Here is a 15279-nt window from a genome sequence, read left to right as displayed (position 1 = left end):
ACGGAGAAGGGATCGTGCGATGAGAATCGGCGTACTGGGAACGGGCGGCATGGCCGAGGCGCTGGCCACGCATTGGGTGCGGGCTGGACACGAGGTGACCGTCGGGGGACGTGATGCACACAAGGCGGAGCTGCTCGCGTCGCGTATCGGGGGGAGCGCGAAGTCTGCCGGTCTGCTTGAGGCGGCCGATTTCGGCCAGGTGGTATTGGCCGCGCTGCCCTTCGGGGCGGGAGCCGACGTGGTGAGGGAACTGCGCGCGGCCCTGAAGGGCAAGGCGCTGATCGACTGTTCGAACCCGGTCGGGCCGGGGTTTCGACTGCTGACGGAAGGGGGTCCCTCGGCCGCGCAGCGACTGGCCGCGGCGGCACCGGAAGCCCATGTGGTGAAGGCGTTCAACCTCTGCCACAAGGATGTGTGGCGCATGCGGCCGCCCGCCTTCGACGGGAGGCCGCTGGCTGTGCCGGTCTGCGGGGACGACGAGCAGGCCCTCGCACGCGTACGCGAATTGGTGCAGGACGTGGGCTGTGAACCGGTGACCGGCGGCGGACTCGGCCAAGCGGGCCTCCTGGAAGCGACCGCGGCGCTGTTCATCGCGCTGTGGGTCGGCGAGGGAGCGGACGCCCAGGCCATCGCACCTCCGCTCGCTTATGCGACCGGACCGAGCCACCACGCAACGGCAGAGGTCGCGGGGGCCGCCCGCTAGATGTACTGGTCGGGGACGTTGATCAATCGTGAGAACGGGGGCTGGTTGCCGCAAGCGGTGTGCGGACGATGCTGGTTGTACTGGTGCAGCCACGGTGGCAGAGCGTCTCGGCGTTGTTGCTCGCTGGTGTAGCAGCGGGCGTAGGCCCAGCCGTCGGCCATGGTGCGGTGGAAGCGCTCGACCTCGCCGTTGGTCTGCGGACGGTAAGGGCGCGTGAACTTCGGCGTGATCGAGAGGGCGTCGCACGTGTCGCGCCACAAGTAGGACCGGTAGGCGCCTCCGTTGTCCGAGAGCACCCTCTCGATGGTGACGCCGCGCTCGGCGAACCACTCCACCGCGCGATGCAGCACGCTGACTGCGGTCATGGCCGTCTCGTCATTGTGGACCTCGGTGTAGGCGACGCGAGAGTGGTCGTCGATGACGGTGTGCACAAACGCGTATCCGAGCTTCGGGCCGCCGTAGGCGTTGCGTGACTTGCACGGAGTCTCGCGACGCGGTGCTTCTCGCCTTGGCGGCGGCCGACGTAGCGCCAGCCGCCGCCATCGGGAATGTTCCCGAGCTTCTTCACGTCCACGTGCATCAGCGATCCCGGGTGGTCGTGCTCATACCGCCGGACGGGTTCACCAGTCGCGCGATCGACGTAGGCAAGTCGGTTCAGTCGGGCTGATCGCAGGATTCGGTGCACTGTCGACGGGGCGATGTCGAGTCTCGCGGCGAGCTGGACCGGCCCTTCTCGCAGTCGCAGTCGCAGGTTGACGCACCCTGGAATCGGGCCGTGACTTCGCTGATCGGCCAGCCGTCGTCAACGACGAGTCGCGCGACTTTCAGACGGTGGCGCGGGGTGAGGGCAGCGTTCGGATGTGACATTTCTGAGCTCCTGGACAGACTGAAGGGCCGACCATCGTGTGTGGCCGGCCCTTCGACAACTAGACGTGTGGGTAGGGGCGTGCAGATCAGTCCACCGGGGAGACTCGGATGAGGTTGCCGTCGGGGTCGGTGATCACAAACGTGCGGCCGAAGACAGCGTCGTGCGGCTCCTCCACGACATGGACTCCCTTCGAGACCCAACTCGTGAAGATCTCGTCAATCGCAGTCGCTGCTCCGGAGACCATCAGCCCGACTTCGCTTGTGCGAGGGGTGCTCGGGACCGCTTGCTCGCTGTAGCCCGTCCACAGCGCGAACAGGACACCGGGGGCAACCTCGAAAGCTACGTAGTGGGGACTGATGAAGGTCGGTTCGATCTCGAACAGGTCGCTGTAGAAGGCGGTAGCGGCCTCGGCGTCGCGGACGCCGATCAGGAACAGGTTGGGTGCGGGCATAGAGCGCTCCTCAGATCGTTGAAGTCTCGGTACCGCTCCAGTTGATCGCCTCATCACGACAGAACCTGTCACCTTTTCTGCGAACATTAGTCAGCATGAAGGCTTCGAGGCTGTTGCACCTCTTGCTGCTCCTGCAGACCCGTCAGCGCATCACCACCACCGAGCTCGCCGAGCGTCTGGAAGTGTCTCGGCGGACCGTGCTGCGGGATGTCGAGGCGCTCTCGACAGCAGGTGTGCCTGTCTATGCCGAACGCGGGCGGAACGGCGGGATCGTCTTGCTCCCCAGTGCACGACTCAACGCATCCCATCTGGAACCGCCAGAGCTGGAGGCCCTCTCCGTAGCCGGTTTGGACAGCGCGCAACTTGAGCGTATGGGCCTGTCTGCGGTGTGGGAGTCGGCCGCGCGCAAGATAGCCGCCCGGCAGGCTGTAGCGCCTGGGTCGCCGAGCCTGCCGCAACTGGCGGACCTGGTGCTGGTGGACAGCACCGCGTGGTTTGCTGGCTCAGAGGCAGCGGTCGACGTATCGGATCTGGCCTCGGCCCTGCGAGGCCGACGACGGCTGCGAATCCAGTACCGGCGCAGCGCCGAGAATCAGGCCTCAACGCGGGTGGTCGACCCGTACGGGATCGTGGCGAAATCAGGCCGCTGGTATCTCATCGCCGATGACCAGGGGGACAGTCGACTGTTCGCTCTGGAACGACTCTCGTCCTACGAGCAACTCGACGCGCCCGCTGCTCTCCGACCAGGCGAAACCCTCCGCACCAGATGGACCGCATTGAAGGAACGCACTGAGGGGCAAGGTCGCGTGAGTGTGACCGTCCGTCTGCCAGAAAATGGCCTCGACCTGGCATGGCGCATCCTCGGCAACCGCATCCACGATATCTCCGACGCGGAGAACGGCTGGTGCACTGTCGTCGTCCGCTACCCCGACATCGAGTCAGTGCGTCAGCTCCTCCAGTTCGGCGACCACATCGAGATACTCACCCCACAGACAGCCCGCGAACGCATCAGTCAGCTCGCCAGAGACCTGGCTGAAAGGCACTCAACCCCAGCCTCATGATTGCCGATTGGAACGTCCTGCCCTCCATCAACGTCTCCGGTCAGTACAGCTAGAGGCACCCAGCCGACCACCACCAATCTAGGCGTCGACGACGCTGACCCACCCGGGGCCACGGCGCTGTGGCCCCGGGTGCGCGGGCCGAGCGTTGCCCAACCCTTGACGTTGCGCTTCCGACGTAGCACTTCGCCGTGTCGGCTCAATCCCACTCCGCGTGAGTGTGCGAGCGATGCGTCCACTGGACCGCGTGGTGCGGATGCGGCGGGTACCGCGTGACGTCACTGGGTGAGCACTTCGCGGAGGTCTTCCTCGCCCAGCCCCTGCGGGCAGCCCCTGCGGGTGGTCTGGTGTCCGAGTGGTCCCCTTCCTGCCCAGCCTTGCCCCGGCCCTCTGCCTCGCTGCCACCCTGTGGCTGATCCGCGCGCCCGCCCCCACTTCGGTTTGGGTAACGTCGTCGGGGGAGTGCGGGGGCGCCAAGTTGGGCGCGGCCGGAGGGGGCGGATGGTGTTGGTGCGTCGGGAGCGGTTTCCGGTTCTGATCGAGAGGTTCTTGCTCTGGTTGCAGGACGCCGACGAGGACCTGAACGACAACTGGCCCGAAGACACCGAGGAGTTGCTCTCGGCGGCGCCCGGACGTGTGGACATCAGGTCGGGTGGCCATACGCACCATGCCGCGTTCACAGTCGAGGTCTGGGACGGGCCGCCTGAGGCGGATCGCACGGTGGCCTGGGAAGCGGTGGGGGAGGCCGAGTTGGAGTCGCCCAGTGGCAGCCTCCAGCTCCACACCGCAGGCGGGCCGGACGAGAACGTGATCGACCTGGGCGTCGCAGGCCGGCGATGGCGCTTGCGCGCGCATGTAGTGGGGCGGCGAGAGGTCGCCGAGCTCGCTCGGCAAGGTGTGCCCGACGGGGTGGAGCGCTTCCTGCTGCAGTTCTGGCCGGTGTGACGGTCTCTTCGTAGAGCAGGATGCCGAGGCGATCCGCCCCGTTCCCCAACGTGCGCGTGATCGGCCGGTTGGCCATGTGGCCCGCCGGACGGCCGCTGCTCAGTCGGCGGGCAGACCGAACCAGCGGAGGAGTACGGGTCGCGCGTCGTCGGGGGCGTCCTCGGGGCCCCGGGCGTAGCGCGCGAGCAGAGCCAGGTACTCGTCGTGGAACGCGTCCAGCTCACCCTGCGTGAGGTGGATGAGGCTGCGTGAACCCCGCATCCAGCCTTCGGCTTCCGCCTGCCCGGCGGTGAACCGGCGGACGAGGTCGACGTCCTCCTCCATCCTCATCCGGTCCAGCTCGGCCGAGATGGCGCGCTCGGCCTCCGTCATCTCACCCTGCGGCGGCCTGCGGATGTCGAGGCCGCGCACTCCGCGCCACCAGCGTTCGCGTCCGGTGGAGCGCTCGGGGATGTCCTCGATGAGCCCACTGCGCTCCAGCATGCGCAGGTGGTAGCTGAGCGTTCCGGTGTTCTCGCCGAGGGCGGCCGCCAGAGTGGTCGAGGTGGCCGGGCCCACTGCGCCGAGGTGACGCAGGATGCGCAGGCGCAGGGGGTGTGCGAGGGCCTTGAGCACCTCAGGGCTGTCGACCGTGCGCCGTGCTGTGGCTTCTGCTCTCCGCTCTTTGGTCATGGCGGCAGTCTAACCAGATAACAGCGAATCCTCTGCAGACCTTCCTCTGCAGAGGATTCTCTGCAATGATGTGTGTATGACGACGACCCGAGAGACCTCGAACCGCGCATTCCACCGCCGCTTCGCAAGCGCCGCCGCCGGGGCGCTGCTTGTCGGCCTCGCGCTGGGTGCCGGGCCCGCGCATGGAGCTGAACGGGCGTCGGATCTGCCCGAGTTCGACTTCTCCGCCTGCCCGACCGTCGACGAGCTGCCCGCTGGTGCGGACCCCGGGGCCTGGCGCTGCGAGGTCATGCACGCCACGGGACATCTGCGCATGGGCACTGTCGACGAGCCGCTCACCGAACCCTTGAAGATCACCTTTGCGGAGGGCCGCGTGGACGGTGAATTCCGTCAGGTCTTCGGAGAGATAACCGCCGCGCCCATTCGAGTGGCCGGCACCCCGTTGACCCTGACTCCGCAGTACGGCGGCTATTCGGACTTCCTCTCCGACGACACCCGACGCGGCGAGTTCGACATCAAGTTCGCCCTGGGCTCGGCGTACAGGCTGCCGGCGTTGCCGTCGTCGGACTGCTCGGTGGGCACCGATGAGGACGCGGTCCACCTGGTGCTCAAAGACACCGTTCCCACCCGGGTGATATCCAAGGATCCCCTGGTGGTCGCCTTCGGTGCCCAGGACGCGGAGTTCACCGCCCCGAAGACCAGCGGCTGCGGTCGGCTGGGCCGCGTGCTCGACCGGACCCTGGGCCTGCCGTCCACAGCCGGGGCGAACACCTTCGACATGGATGTCACGGTGGGCATCCGGCCCTACGCGTAGGCGTTCGGTTGAGTGCTCGCGTGGCGAGCGGCGCTCCGTAGGGCCGGTAGGGCCGGTCCTCCTCGCACGGCGCCGAAAGTATCGTCGGCCTCCTTGCGCCGGAGGGGGAGAAACAGCCGTAGGCGGTGGTTTCCTGGACGTGATCAGGCCGCCAGGCGGGTCGGCGGCCGGCTGTCCGCAACGGCTACCACCGAGAGCACGCGGTTGACCACGGCCGCCGGGCCGGTGCTCGCTTCGAGAACGGTCACCTCGTCGAATGCCCCGAGGAACTCGCCGCGGCGTGACACCACAACCGCACTGCAAATCCTGGCAGTTGCTCAGAACCAGCGTCGGTGGCGCTACGCTGCTGTGTCGTGCAGGAGACACGCCTCGACACTGCTCGGATCCGGGCGGCCCGCCGGATAATCGACCCGGTCTTTCTCGACACTCCGCTGTACCGCTGCGAGGCGCTGGAGCCCGACCTTGGGTGCACGGTGAGCATCAAGCTCGAAACGGCGAACCCGGTCCGCAGCTTCAAGGCCCGCGGCACCGAGGTCGTCGCGAGCCTGCTGGCCGAGAACGGCTCGCGAGCCGTGGTGTGCGCGAGCGCGGGCAACCTTGGCCAAGCTCTCGCGTGGTCCGGTCGTGGCCGGGGGCTCGACGTCACAGTCGTGGCATCCCGCTTCGCGACTCGGGCCAAGCTTGATCGGATCCGCGCACTGGACGCCGGGTTGGAGCTGGTGGACGGTGACCACGAGGTGGCTCGCGAGCGGGCGGCGGCCATAGCGCGGTGCGACGGCATCCGGCTGGCCGAGGACAGCCTGGACATCGAGACCTGCGAGGGCGCGGCGACCATCGGCCTGGAACTGGTGGACACGGTGCCGGCGTTCGACGCCGTCCTGATCGCTCTCGGCGGAGGGGCGCTGGCCACCGGCGTGGGTCATGTGGTGAAGGCATTGGCACCCGAAGTCGAGGTGATCTGCGTCCAGCCGCTGGGCGCACCGGCGATGACACACTCGTGGCGCCAGCGGCGTGTCGTCACCACCGACTCGACCGACACGATCGCTGACGGCGTCGCCGGCCGACGTCCCATCCCGGCCGTCCTGGACGACCTCCTCCTGGTCGCTGACGACGCCGTCCTGGTCCAGGAGGCGTCGATCACCGCCGGTATGAGGATGCTCCTCGACCACGCCGGCCTCGTCGTCGAACCGTCGGCCGCGCTCGGCATCGCGGCGATCCTCGAAGACCGTGACCGCTTCGCCGGCAAACACGTCGTCACCATCGTGTGCGGCAGCAACGTCGACGTAGACACCTACCACCAATGGGTCGGCGCGGCTCCCGTCCACAGGTCTTGACCATTATTCGCGAGGATCGTCTGCCGGACGATGCGGGCGACCTGCCGCGCACCTCCGTGGCCGAGTTCGCGCAGGCGGGGCGAGAGACCGTCCGGCGCGGTGGTGCACGCCGCGAGGGCGCGGAATCGCTCCTTCGCGGTGGTGCACGCCGCGAGGGTGCGGAACCGCTCCTTCCTGAAGGATCGCCGTGCTGCCGGGCGAGGTGATCAGGGTGTCCGCCCTCAGCAGGGCCGCCTCGAAGTCGTACGCGGAGCATGGCCCGATGCGAGCGGGCCCGGGCAGCGTGGCAGCCAGTTCGGTGCGGGTCCACATCGGCAGGTTGCCGCAGGCGGCTGCGATCGGAGGCCCGGCGCTGATGAGCGCATTGGCCAGGGGGAACACGACCGTGCGCAGGTAGGCGTCGGAAGCGCCGCCGACCAGGTGGCTGTGCAGCCCGCCGACGCTGATCACTGCCCCGGCTCCGCCGTGTCCGCGCCGGGGCGGTGAAACGATCGGCTCCACCCAGCGCACGTCGGCCAACCGGCGCAGAGGGCTGGTCGGCGGCAGTGCACCCGTGGGGCTGCGTTGAGCGCAGTACACCGCCTGTGCGGTCGGCACCTCCGAGTCGGTGGTTCTCAGATACGGCAAGCTGTCGACGTAGACCACCGGCGTGCCCGAGTGGGCGATGCTGTCGGCGGACGCGGGTCATTGATGACGAGGGCGGCTGTAGCTGCCGACGTGTTGGAGGGGTGAGTTTGGAGGGGTGAGTGAACCGGTGCCGTACGAATGCGTGTCCCGTCACAGCCGTCACGGCCGTCACGCTCCCCGCCCCTCCGTCGCGCGACGCTCGCGGCCCGGGTACCAAGCGACCACCAGTGCGCCGACCGCCACCACCAGTACGGCCAGCACCCGCATCGCGGTGTCGAGGGCGGTGGTGAAGTCTGTGACGACGGCGTGCCGCAGGTCGGGCGAGGTCAGGCCCTGAGCTGCAAGGCGGTGTTCGGCGGCGGGAACGGTCGTCGGCGCGTCGGGCCCGCGGAGTTGCGCCGGGAGGCCCGCCGTGAACACCCCGGCCACCACGCTGCCACTGACCGCCACGCCCAGCGCGCTGCCCAACTCCCGTGCCAGGCTCTGCAACCCCGAGCCCACCCCGGCCCGGTGCGCAGGCAGCGCGGACATCATGCCGTGCGACAGCAACGGCGTGGCCAGGCCGCACCCGGCCGCGGTGAGCGTGGCCCCGAGCGCGTACAAGGAGTACGGGGTGCTCGGGCCGACCAGCGAGACCGTGCCCAGCCCGGCCGCAAGGACCGCCAGTCCTGTTCCGAGCGTCACCCGCGGACCGGTGCGCCGCTCCAGCGCCGCCGCGCAGCGGGGCGCGAGCAGCAGCGCGCCCGCCATCGGCAGCAACCGCACCCCCGCGCCCAGCGGTGAGTAGCCCTTGGCGTACTGCAGGTACTGCCCGTTGACGTAGAACAGGCCGAACATCCCGACGAACACCAACGCCATGCCGATGGCCCCAGCCCGCACCACGGGCACGGTGAACAGCCGGGGATCCAGCATGGGATGTGTGCGCCGCAGCTCCCAGCCGACCCAGGCCGCCAGCAGCAGCACCGCCACGCCGAACCCGCCCAACACCCGCGCGCTGCCCCAACCGGCCTGCGGACCGGAGACGATGCCCCACAGCAGGGCGAGGAAACCGGCCGTCAGGAGGCCCGCTGACACCATCGACACCGGCCGGTCGTGCCGGGGCGGCGCCGGGGAGAACGCCACCACCAGGACAAGTGCGGCCAGAGACAACGGCACCACGCACCAGAACAGCGCCCGCCACGAACCGAGCTGCAGTGCCGCGCCTCCGCCGACGTTGCCCAGTACGGCTGCCAGGCCCGTCATCGACGCCCACACCGCCACCAGCCGCGGCCGACGGTGCTCCGGCGCGCCGCCCACCATCAGGGCCAGCGTCGTCGGCAGCACCGCGGCGGCGCCCACCCCGCTGACCACCCGACCCGCGATCACCGCGCCGATGCCCGGCGCCACGGCGCACAGCACGCATCCGGCGGTGAACAGGCCCATGCCCGCGGCCAGCACCCGTTTGCGACCGAGCCGGTCGGCGAGCGCACCGCCAGGAATGAGCAGGCAGGCGAAGAACACCACGTAGCCGTCGACCACCCACATCACCGACTCGGCCGACGGACGCAGCGCGCTGCGCGACAGCGCGGGGATGGCCAGGTTCACCGCCGAGACCATGCCCACCACCAAGGTGACGCACAGACACATCACGGCGACCGTCAGCGGGCCAGGGCCAGGGCCAGGGCCAGGGCCAGGGCCAGGGCCAGGGCCGGGGGCTTCGGGGGCGAGGGTCTTCCTGTCCGTGATCTTGGAGTTGTGATTGTGGTTGTGGTTTAGGTTTTGCTTGAGGTTGAGGCTTTTGGGGTCGGGGCTCACCGTTCGTCTCCCACCTGACGCAGGCCGTCGTCCTCCTGTGGGGCCGGGCCCATGTGCGGGTGAGGGTCCGGTGCGGCGCGGACGAGTTCCGCGTGGAACGCCAGGCGGTCGCCGCGGATGCGCAGGAACTCCAGGCCGACCGGGCGTCCGTCGGGCATCCTGGTCAGCCGTTCGACGGTGAACAGCGCCGAGCCAGCCGGGATGTCCAGCAGCTGGCACGTGCGCGGGTCACTGGCCACCGCGTGCACGGTGACGCTCGCCGAGCCGAGCCGGCCGCCGGTGGACTCCTCGATGAGTCCGAACAGGTCCCGTCCGGCCAGATCGGCGGTGAGCAGCGGCTCTCCGATGTCCGCCGCAAGGTAGGTCAGGTCCAGAGACAGCGGTACACCGTCCAGCAGCCGCAGCCGTTCGATGTAGACCACCTGCCCGCCGTCGGGGACGTGCAGTTTGCGCGCCACCTCGCCGGGCGGGCGCACCACGTCCGCGACCCGGACCCGATTGATCACTTCGCCGTGCGTGCCCAGCGTTTCGGCCAGGCCGGTCAGCCGCTCCAAGGTGTGCTCGTAGGGCCGCCGCACGATCACCGTGCCCACGCCCTGGCGTCGCTCGACCACGCCTTCGTCGCGCAACACGCCCAGTGCCTCGCGGACGGTGTTCCGCGACACGGCGAAGTCGGCGATCAGAATCCGTTCGTCCGGCAGCACGCCCGAGGCGAACGCCCCGGAGGCGATCTGACGGCGCAGCACTTCGGCGACCTGCCGGGCCCGGTCCGCCCGGGACCGTCGCGGGCTCTCAGGTGCCCGGCCGTGCGCAGGCGTGCTGCCCGAGTCCCCGACGGGGCGCGGGGAGACGGGCTCGATGGGCGAGGCGTTCATGGAACCTCCGTTACACGTCGGGCGGGGGAGGGGCGGGCGGGTCTGAGCGTGTTCAGTTGGGCGGGACAGAGGGCGTCTGGACGCGGCCGACTGTTCGCACTCGACCGGCTGTCCGCACGCGGCCGGCTGTACGCGTGCGGCCGGCTGTGCGGACTGACGGTCTCCGGACTGACCGTGTCCGGTCGGGATGCAGAAGCCCCGCCGATACGGCCGTATTCAGTCGGCGGCCGTGCCCGGGTGCGGGGCCAACAGTCATGCCCGGCGGCGACTGCGGCGTCTGCGGCGTCTGCCAAATCTAGGGCGCCGAGGTTTCCGGCACGTTACGCCACCTATCCTGACCTGCGACGACGCCGGTGACGTGCAATGCGGCGGGGAGCGTGTACGCGTTGTGCCACCCAGCCGCCGCGCGACACGGCCGACGAGCGCGGGCGAGTGCTGATTAATGAAGTCGGTCGGCGCCCCTTCCCGAACCCCGTCCTCCATTTCCACTTGTCGAAACTCTTGTTCCGTCTTTCGGACTCGCTTAAGGTCGGCGGCTCTCGGCCGCCCCGTGCGCGGCCGGGCCTTCCCTGTGTGAACACGAAGGAGCGCGCGGTGGTGCAGCAGGCGTGGCATGACGGGTCGTCGGACGAGGTCAGCGGACGGGAGGGCCGGGCGCCTGACCCCGCGCCGACCCCAGGAGACCCCGCACCGATCCCAGGAGACCCCGCACCGATCCCACAAAACCCCGCACCAGCCCCAGCGGGCCCCGCGGCAGACACGGTTCCGGGCGTGCCTCCGGGCCCGGGCCGCCCCCAGGACGACGGGGCGCGCCGCGTGGACCGTCGCCGCTTCGTCGTCGGGGCCGGACTCGTCGGGACCGGCGGTCTGCTCGCCGCCGCCGGGGCGGAACCGGTGGCCGCCGCCGAACGCGACAGTCACCGCGCCTTCGGCCCCGAGGACTTCCGCGGCAAGCGGCTGCTGCTCGTACCGGACGTCGTCCTGTTGCCCGAAGGACCAGTCAAGGACCGTGCGGTGCTCGTCCAGGACGGCACCTTCCGCGCCGTCGGTCCGGTTCGCGAGCTCACCCACAAGCACCGCGACGCCCGCACGGTGCGGCTGAAGGGGCATCTGCTCATGCCGGGCTTCGTGGACGCCCACCATCATCTGACGCAGAGCTTCGGCAAGGCCCAGGCGTTCGGGCAGCCCTCGGAGATCTTCAAGACCGTCTGGGAGCCGCTGGAACACGCCCTGGACGAGGAGACCGCACACCTCGCGGCGAAGCTCGCGGCTCTGGAGGCGCTGCGCGGCGGGTTCACCACCGCCGCCGACGCCGGTACGCGCGCGCCCGTCGACGTGGGCGTCGTCGCCGAGGCCGCCGAGAAGGCCGGACTGCGTTGTGTGCTGTCGAAGGTCGTCTCCGACGGGAAGGGCGGCAAGGAACACCTGGAGCGCTTCCAAAGCTCCCGGCTCATCCACCCCTCGCTGGCGATACCCGTCCCCGAGGACGCCACCGCAGAAGTGCTCAAGAGGACCGCCGACCTGTGCGCGGACGCCGACGCGGTCCTCCAGGTCCACGTCAACGAACACCTGGCCGCCGTCGAACGCTCGCTCAAGAGCGTGGGCCGCCGCCCGGTGGCCTACCTGCACCACATCGGCGCCCTCAACCCGCACACCCTCGGCGCCCACGCCACCCTGCTCACCCCCGACGAGATGCGCATGCTCGCCGACACCGGGGCCGCGGTCAGCTACAACCCGGTGGCCAGTGCCTGGAAGGGCAACGCCGTCGCGCACGCCCTGATGTGGCAGACCATGGGCATCCGCTTCGGCACCGGCACCGACGGCACCCGCGGCGGCGGCTTCCGCCTGATCGACGCCGCGGAGAGCGCCCAGCGCCTGACCTACGGACTGATGTCCGGCGACTCCTCGTGCGGTGCAGGCCGCGGCTGGCTCACCCACGCCACCGCCCTGAGCGCCGACGCCGTCGGACTCGGCGAGGTGACAGGCGAGATAACCGTCGGCAAAGCCGCCGACTTCCTGCTCGTCAACCTTGAGGTGCCCGAACTCACCCCCTCCTACGACCTGTCATGGGAACTGGTCCGGCTGGCCGACCGCGACCAGATCACCGCGGTCTTCGTCGACGGCAAGCTACGGCTGTGGCACGGCTGGCCCACCGACTGGGACGGGCCCGCGCTGGTCCGCAAGGCCGCCGAAGTGGGGCCGCGGGTCGTCGAGCGCGCCCGCATCCAGCGGGTGGACCCCGACCCGGACGGCACCGCCCGCCACCGTCGGCGCTCCCGCTCGTAACCCGCCCCCACGCCGCTGCCGGTGGCCCGTTGTCCGTACGCCGCGTGTGCGCTTGGACCCCCACGGCCGCGCTTGCTCTGCTCGTCGGCAACAGGGCCGACACATGGAGTCTGCTGAGCGTCGTCCTCGCGCTGAGTGTCCTCGTCCCTGTCTGGTACCGGTCGGCGGTCAACGCAACATGTGGGCGATGGTCTCGCGGCTGTCCCGGATTCCACACCACGAACGGGCCTCCGCCCTCGACCAGTACCGGGCGGACCCCGCGGGGGACCTCCCCCTGCCCCACCACGAGGCCCGTACCGCCCGACTGGCCTCAGCGCCAGGTTTGTCGTTCCTGGCTGCGAGGGTCGTCGATCAGGGTCCATTCGGTGTCGATGCGCATCGTGGCCCGGCGTTCGTCGTCGTACGGGGCCCAGCCGGGGTCGCCGGTCCTGGCGAACCGGATCCATGCCTCGTGCATCCGGGCGGCGAGCTCCGCGGGGGGCTCGTCGGGGCCGAGCAGGGCGGCGGGTCCGCGCAGCTGGGGAAGGTGGGTGACGTCGAAGACGAAAGGCAGCTCGACCGCGTGGGTGGCGCCGAGCTCGCCGTTCAGGGCGTGGGAGCGCCAGGCGAACTCGTAGGCGTACGTGGTGGATGCGGGGTGGGCGGTGTGTGCACCGGCCAAGGCCCAGCTGCCTGCACCGAAGAGTGCATCGCCCATGATGGCGGAGCGCAGCTCGCCGTTGGACGCCTCGGGGCGTGTCTTCCGGTACGTCTCGACGAGTCGCGCCGGCGTCGGATGTAAGCGTGCCGCCACGTCGTCGACGTCCCCGGTGGTCGAGGTGGCGTACTTGCCCACCGGCACCAGATAGAGGTTGCCCTCCTCGGTGTTGGTCCCTATGAGCAGGTCGACGGCGTTGCCGCGGCCGACGGCGATGGATTCGGCGGGCTGCGTGTCGAGGACCAGGCTGAAGGGGCTGAGCCCGATCAGCGGGTCGCGGTGCGTCTCGGTCCGCAGGTCGATGCCCGCGAGCCGGGAGGCGGCCTCGACCAGGCGGTCGTCGGAAACGGCCGCGAAGGCGTCGAGCCGGGGCTCGATGCCCAGGGCCTCGGCTGCCGCCCTGGTGACGCGGCCGGCCTGCTCGGTGCTGAACGCCCCCAGGCCGCTGCCGCTCTGGACGATCGCCCGGCGGAAGAGCCCGGCGGCTTCCGGGGCGGCGAGGACGCCGCCGACGATGGTCGCCCCGGCCGACTGGCCGAAGAGGGTGACGTTGTGCGGGTCACCGCCGAAAGCGGCGATGTTCTCCCGCACCCAGCGCAGCGCGGCGACGACGTCGAGCAGCCCGCGGTTTGCGGGTGCGCCGTGGAGGTCCAGGAACCCGGCGATACCGAGCCGGTAGTTGAGGGTGACGAGCACGACGCCGTCGCGGGCGAAGGCGGAGCCGTCGTACAGCGCGGCCCGCGTCGATCCGGCGACGAACCCACCGCCGTGGACGAACACCATGACGGGCAGGCCGCCTGCGGTGGTGGCGGTGACGGTGGAGGGCGTCCATACGTTGGCGGTGAGGTAGTCCTCGCCGCGGCTCCAACCGGCGCCGAAGTAGGGGGACATGTCGATACCGCCGAGCTTGCGCTCCGACTGCGGCGCGTTGGGCCCCGGCGAGGTGGCGTCCCGTACGCCGTCCCAGGGCTCGTGCGGCTGGGGTGGCGCGAATCGGCCGACGCCGAGGGGCGGGGCGGCGTAGGGGATGTTGAGGAAGGCAGCCGTGGCGCCCCGGCGCAGGCCGCGGACGGCTCCCCGCGTCGTGGTCACGATGGGGTTGGGGTTGGGGTTGGGGTTGGGGTTGGGGTCGGGGTGGTGGCTCATGTCTTGGGTGTCTCCGCTCTTTCCACTCTTTGCGTCTTTCCGCGGGACTCAGGGCCGCTGGGTGTACGGGGCGAAGGGGGCCCAGCCCTTGATGGCGAACTTGTCTCCCTCGCGCGCCACTTCGGCGGCGCCGTGGCCGCCCAGATGCGCGGGGATCACGAGTGCGTTGGCGTCGGCCGCCCAGCCCAGGACCTTGCGGCGGGTGGCGCGGGCGGCCGCGGGGTCCTCGCAGAAGCAGCTGTTGGAGTCGGGCTCGAGGATCTGCACGGGGCTGTGCAGCATGTCCCCGACGAAGACCGCGCGGTCCGTCCCGGAGGTGAGGGTCAGCACGGAGGAGCCGGGGGTGTGTCCGGGAGCCGCGTCGAGGCGGAGGTCGGCGTCGATCTGGTGGCTGTTCTCCCACAGCAACGTCTGGCCGGCCCGGTGCACCGGGGCCACGCTGTCCTCGAAGACATTCTGATTGCCCCGGCCGAGCAGCGGCTTGTGGTCGTTCTCGGGATTCCAGAAGTCGAAGTCGTCCTTCGGCATCAGATAGGTCGCGTTGGGAAATGTGGGGACCCATTGCCGACCGTTCAGGTACGTGTTCCAGCCGACGTGATCGATGTGGAGATGTGTGTTGATCACGATGTCGACGTCCTCGGGCTCGACGCCGACGCGCGCGAGATTGGCCAGGAAGCCTGTTTCGAGACGGTTCCATACCGGCGCGTACGGGCGGTCCTTGTGATTGCCCACGCCGGTGTCGACGAGGATGGTCTTTCCTCCGCTGTGGAGCAACCAGGTCTGGATCGCGGAATTCACGGTATTGGTCTCGGAGTCGAAGAAGTGCGGGGTCAGCCAGGAGGTGCCGTCGTCCCATACTTCCTTCGGGCTTTCGGGGAAGAAGGTGTCGGGCGTCATTTCGACGGAACCGAAGTATTCCCAGACCCGGGTGACGGTGACGTCGCCGAGCGTGATGCGGTCCATTGGGTGTCCTTGCGAGAGGTGGCGGCTTCGAGAACCGAGGCTTTTC

13 protein-coding genes and 1 pseudogene are annotated in these 15279 nt (G+C 69.8%); 6 read left to right on the top strand and 8 right to left on the bottom strand.

Annotated features, from left to right (window positions below):
• Nucleotides 1–19 precede the first annotated feature (19 nt).
• Complete coding sequence (locus AB0N81_RS31230) at nucleotides 20–703, top strand: NAD(P)-binding domain-containing protein (protein ID WP_365364367.1); 684 nt, start codon at nucleotides 20–22, stop codon at nucleotides 701–703.
• Here AB0N81_RS31230 and AB0N81_RS31225 read toward each other — a convergent pair.
• Both AB0N81_RS31225 and AB0N81_RS31220 read right to left on the bottom strand, forming a co-directional pair.
• A pseudogene (locus AB0N81_RS31225) lies at nucleotides 700–1570 on the bottom strand (IS481 family transposase). The gene AB0N81_RS31230 and the pseudogene AB0N81_RS31225 sit on opposite strands and share 4 nt — an antisense overlap.
• A gap of 86 nt (nucleotides 1571–1656) precedes the next feature.
• Nucleotides 1657–2022, bottom strand: coding sequence for a VOC family protein (locus AB0N81_RS31220; RefSeq protein ID WP_030981285.1), 366 nt, complete (start codon nucleotides 2020–2022; stop codon nucleotides 1657–1659).
• 95 nt (nucleotides 2023–2117) lie between these two features.
• Here AB0N81_RS31220 and AB0N81_RS31215 point away from each other — a divergent pair, with 95 nt between their 5' ends.
• Both AB0N81_RS31215 and AB0N81_RS31210 read left to right on the top strand, forming a co-directional pair.
• Nucleotides 2118–3083 (top strand): YafY family protein, encoded by a 966-nt coding sequence (locus tag AB0N81_RS31215; protein WP_365364205.1) that lies wholly within the window; start codon nucleotides 2118–2120, stop codon nucleotides 3081–3083.
• A gap of 498 nt (nucleotides 3084–3581) precedes the next feature.
• Nucleotides 3582–4025 (top strand): hypothetical protein, encoded by a 444-nt coding sequence (locus AB0N81_RS31210; RefSeq protein WP_365364203.1) that lies wholly within the window; start codon nucleotides 3582–3584, stop codon nucleotides 4023–4025.
• A gap of 99 nt (nucleotides 4026–4124) precedes the next feature.
• Here AB0N81_RS31210 and AB0N81_RS31205 read toward each other — a convergent pair whose 3' ends face one another.
• Nucleotides 4125–4697 (bottom strand): helix-turn-helix domain-containing protein, encoded by a 573-nt coding sequence (locus AB0N81_RS31205; RefSeq protein ID WP_365364201.1) that lies wholly within the window; start codon nucleotides 4695–4697, stop codon nucleotides 4125–4127.
• Between the two features lie 76 nt (nucleotides 4698–4773).
• On the opposite strand from AB0N81_RS31205, the gene AB0N81_RS31200 reads away from it, so the two are divergent.
• Nucleotides 4774–5511: a hypothetical protein gene (locus AB0N81_RS31200; RefSeq protein ID WP_365364199.1), complete on the top strand. Its 738-nt coding sequence runs from the start codon at nucleotides 4774–4776 to the stop codon at nucleotides 5509–5511.
• A 143-nt stretch (nucleotides 5512–5654) separates the two neighbouring features.
• Here the strand turns inward: AB0N81_RS31200 and AB0N81_RS31195 are convergent, their stop codons facing one another.
• Entirely contained in the window at nucleotides 5655–5801 is a 147-nt protein-coding gene (locus AB0N81_RS31195) for a hypothetical protein (protein ID WP_365364197.1), read from the bottom strand.
• A 63-nt stretch (nucleotides 5802–5864) separates the two neighbouring features.
• On the opposite strand from AB0N81_RS31195, the gene AB0N81_RS31190 reads away from it, so the two are divergent.
• A complete protein-coding gene (locus AB0N81_RS31190) occupies nucleotides 5865–6845 on the top strand; it encodes a pyridoxal-phosphate dependent enzyme (RefSeq protein WP_365364195.1) in 981 nt (326 codons plus the stop codon).
• Nucleotides 6846–7640: 795 nt separating this feature from the next.
• Here AB0N81_RS31190 and AB0N81_RS31185 read toward each other — a convergent pair.
• The gene (locus AB0N81_RS31185) at nucleotides 7641–9098 is read right to left on the bottom strand and encodes an MFS transporter (RefSeq protein WP_365364193.1); all 1458 of its coding nucleotides are present in this window, start codon (nucleotides 9096–9098) and stop codon (nucleotides 7641–7643) included.
• A gap of 164 nt (nucleotides 9099–9262) precedes the next feature.
• Nucleotides 9263–10141: a GntR family transcriptional regulator gene (locus AB0N81_RS31180; RefSeq protein ID WP_365364191.1), complete on the bottom strand. Its 879-nt coding sequence runs from the start codon at nucleotides 10139–10141 to the stop codon at nucleotides 9263–9265.
• 771 nt (nucleotides 10142–10912) lie between these two features.
• On the opposite strand from AB0N81_RS31180, the gene AB0N81_RS31175 reads away from it, so the two are divergent.
• Nucleotides 10913–12427 (top strand): amidohydrolase family protein, encoded by a 1515-nt coding sequence (locus AB0N81_RS31175; protein ID WP_365364189.1) that lies wholly within the window; start codon nucleotides 10913–10915, stop codon nucleotides 12425–12427.
• Between the two features lie 310 nt (nucleotides 12428–12737).
• Here AB0N81_RS31175 and AB0N81_RS31170 read toward each other — a convergent pair whose 3' ends face one another.
• Together AB0N81_RS31170 and AB0N81_RS31165 are read right to left on the bottom strand one after the other, a co-directional pair.
• On the bottom strand, nucleotides 12738–14270 hold the full coding sequence (locus tag AB0N81_RS31170; protein ID WP_365364187.1) for a carboxylesterase/lipase family protein: 1533 nt from the start codon (nucleotides 14268–14270) through the stop codon (nucleotides 12738–12740).
• A 48-nt stretch (nucleotides 14271–14318) separates the two neighbouring features.
• Entirely contained in the window at nucleotides 14319–15233 is a 915-nt protein-coding gene (locus AB0N81_RS31165) for an MBL fold metallo-hydrolase (RefSeq protein ID WP_365364185.1), read from the bottom strand.
• Between the last annotated feature and the right edge of the window lie 46 nt (nucleotides 15234–15279).

It is taken from the genome of Streptomyces sp. NPDC093510 (genome assembly GCF_040683555.1).
Taxonomy (GTDB): Bacteria; Actinomycetota; Actinomycetes; order Streptomycetales; family Streptomycetaceae; genus Streptomyces.
The sequence above is the reverse complement of the archived record's forward strand: the minus strand, read 5'-3'. Positions and strand labels throughout refer to the sequence as shown.

Excerpts from the sequence above, each read along its gene's own strand:
- AB0N81_RS31230 (WP_365364367.1), top strand. The coding sequence starts at position 20 with ATGAGAATCGGCGTACTGGGAACGGGCGGCATGGCCGAGGCGCTGGCC.
- AB0N81_RS31220 (WP_030981285.1), bottom strand. The coding sequence starts at position 2,022 with ATGCCCGCACCCAACCTGTTCCTGATCGGCGTCCGCGACGCCGAGGCC.
- AB0N81_RS31215 (WP_365364205.1), top strand. The coding sequence starts at position 2,118 with ATGAAGGCTTCGAGGCTGTTGCACCTCTTGCTGCTCCTGCAGACCCGT.
- AB0N81_RS31210 (WP_365364203.1), top strand. The coding sequence starts at position 3,582 with ATGGTGTTGGTGCGTCGGGAGCGGTTTCCGGTTCTGATCGAGAGGTTC.
- AB0N81_RS31205 (WP_365364201.1), bottom strand. The coding sequence starts at position 4,697 with ATGACCAAAGAGCGGAGAGCAGAAGCCACAGCACGGCGCACGGTCGAC.
- AB0N81_RS31200 (WP_365364199.1), top strand. The coding sequence starts at position 4,774 with ATGACGACGACCCGAGAGACCTCGAACCGCGCATTCCACCGCCGCTTC.
- AB0N81_RS31185 (WP_365364193.1), bottom strand. The coding sequence starts at position 9,098 with ATGTGTCTGTGCGTCACCTTGGTGGTGGGCATGGTCTCGGCGGTGAAC.
- AB0N81_RS31180 (WP_365364191.1), bottom strand. The coding sequence starts at position 10,141 with ATGAACGCCTCGCCCATCGAGCCCGTCTCCCCGCGCCCCGTCGGGGAC.
- AB0N81_RS31170 (WP_365364187.1), bottom strand. The coding sequence starts at position 14,270 with ATGAGCCACCACCCCGACCCCAACCCCAACCCCAACCCCAACCCCAAC.
- AB0N81_RS31165 (WP_365364185.1), bottom strand. The coding sequence starts at position 15,233 with ATGGACCGCATCACGCTCGGCGACGTCACCGTCACCCGGGTCTGGGAA.